This window comes from Actinomyces succiniciruminis (assembly GCF_900002405.1).
GTDB classification, from domain to species: domain Bacteria; phylum Actinomycetota; class Actinomycetes; order Actinomycetales; family Actinomycetaceae; genus Actinomyces; species Actinomyces succiniciruminis.
On the sequence record NZ_LK995506.1, the window covers coordinates 1 to 1,730 of the forward strand.

The 1,730-nt window shown below is 58.4% G+C and carries 1 rRNA gene; it reads right to left on the bottom strand.

Annotation, left to right across the window (positions count from 1 at the left end):
• Positions 1-78: 78 nt before the first annotated feature.
• Positions 79-1,644: ribosomal RNA gene (locus BN1056_RS07950) — 16S ribosomal RNA — on the bottom strand.
• Between the last annotated feature and the right edge of the window lie 86 nt (positions 1,645-1,730).

Below are 1,730 nucleotides of genomic sequence, written 5' to 3' on the forward strand. Positions count from 1 at the left end.
CCCCCAGCCACGCAACACACGCAACCAGAAAAACGAACAGAGTGCCTGCCTGCCCTGCCAGCAAAACAGTCTCCCTAGAAAGGAGGTGATCCAGCCGCACCTTCCGGTACGGCTACCTTGTTACGACTTCGTCCCAATCACCAGCCCCGCCTTCGACCGCTCCCCATAAGGCCACGGGCTTCGGGCGTCACCGGCTTTCATGACGTGACGGGCGGTGTGTACAAGGCCCGAGAACGTATTCACCGCGGCGTTGCTGATCCGCGATTACTAGCGACTCCAACTTCACGGTGCCGAGTTGCAGGCACCGATCCGAACTGAGACCGGCTTTAAGGGATTCGCTCCACCTCACGGCATCGCAACCCACTGTACCGGCCATTGTAGCATGCGTGAAGCCCAAGACATAAGGGGCATGATGATTTGACGTCATCCCCACCTTCCTCCGAGTTCACCCCGGCAGTCTCCCGCGAGTCCCCGCCATAACGCGCTGGCAACACGAGACAAGGGTTGCGCTCGTTGCGGGACTTAACCCAACATCTCACGACACGAGCTGACGACAACCATGCACCACCTGCAGGCCAGCCCAAACCACAAAAAGCAGCAAGGGAACCACCGTCTCCGGCAGCAACCAGCCCATGTCAAGCCTTGGTAAGGTTCTTCGCGTTGCATCGAATTAATCCGCATGCTCCGCCGCTTGTGCGGGCCCCCGTCAATTCCTTTGAGTTTTAGCCTTGCGGCCGTACTCCCCAGGCGGGGCACTTAACGCGTTAGCTACGGCGCGGAAACCCCGGAAAAGGGCCCCCACACCCAGTGCCCAACGTTTACAGCATGGACTACCAGGGTATCTAATCCTGTTCGCTCCCCACGCTTTCGCTCCTCAGCGTCAGCAACAGCCCAGAGACCCGCCTTCGCCACCGGTGTTCCTCCTGATATCTGCGCATTCCACCGCTACACCAGGAGTTCCAGTCTCCCCTACTGCGCTCAAGCCAGCCCGTACCCACCGCAAGCCCCCAGTTAAGCCAGAGGATTTCACGGCAGACGCGACCAGCCGCCTACAAGCCCTTTACGCCCAGTAATTCCGGACAACGCTCGCGCCCTACGTATTACCGCGGCTGCTGGCACGTAGTTAGCCGGCGCTTCCTAACCCGGCTACCGTCAACCCACCCACCAAGGGGCAGGCCTTCACCACCGGAAAAAGAGGTTCACAACCCGAAGGCCTCCATCCCTCACGCGACGTCGCTGCATCAGGCTTCCGCCCATTGTGCAATATTCCCCACTGCTGCCTCCCGCAGGAGTCTGGGCCGTATCTCAGTCCCAGTGTGACCGTCCACCCTCTCAGGCCGGCTACCCGTCAAAGCCTTGGTAAGCCATCACCCCACCAACAAGCTGATAAGCCGCGAGCCCATCCCCCACCAGAACAACCAAAGTTGAACCTATACCAACCCACCCATGCAGGCAGGCCAGACCACCCCGTATTAGCCGCCCTTTCAAGCAGTTATCCAGGAGAAGAGGGCAGGTTACTCACGTGTTACTCACCCGTTCGCCACTAACCAACCCCAGCAAAAAACCAGAGCCAGCCCGTTCGACTTGCATGTGTTAAGCACGCCGCCAGCGTTCGTCCTGAGCCAGGATCAAACTCTCCAAACAAAACAAAAACCAAACAAAGAAACCAACAAAAAACCAACAAAACAAACAAACACGACACACTATCGAGATCCCAAACAACACACCCA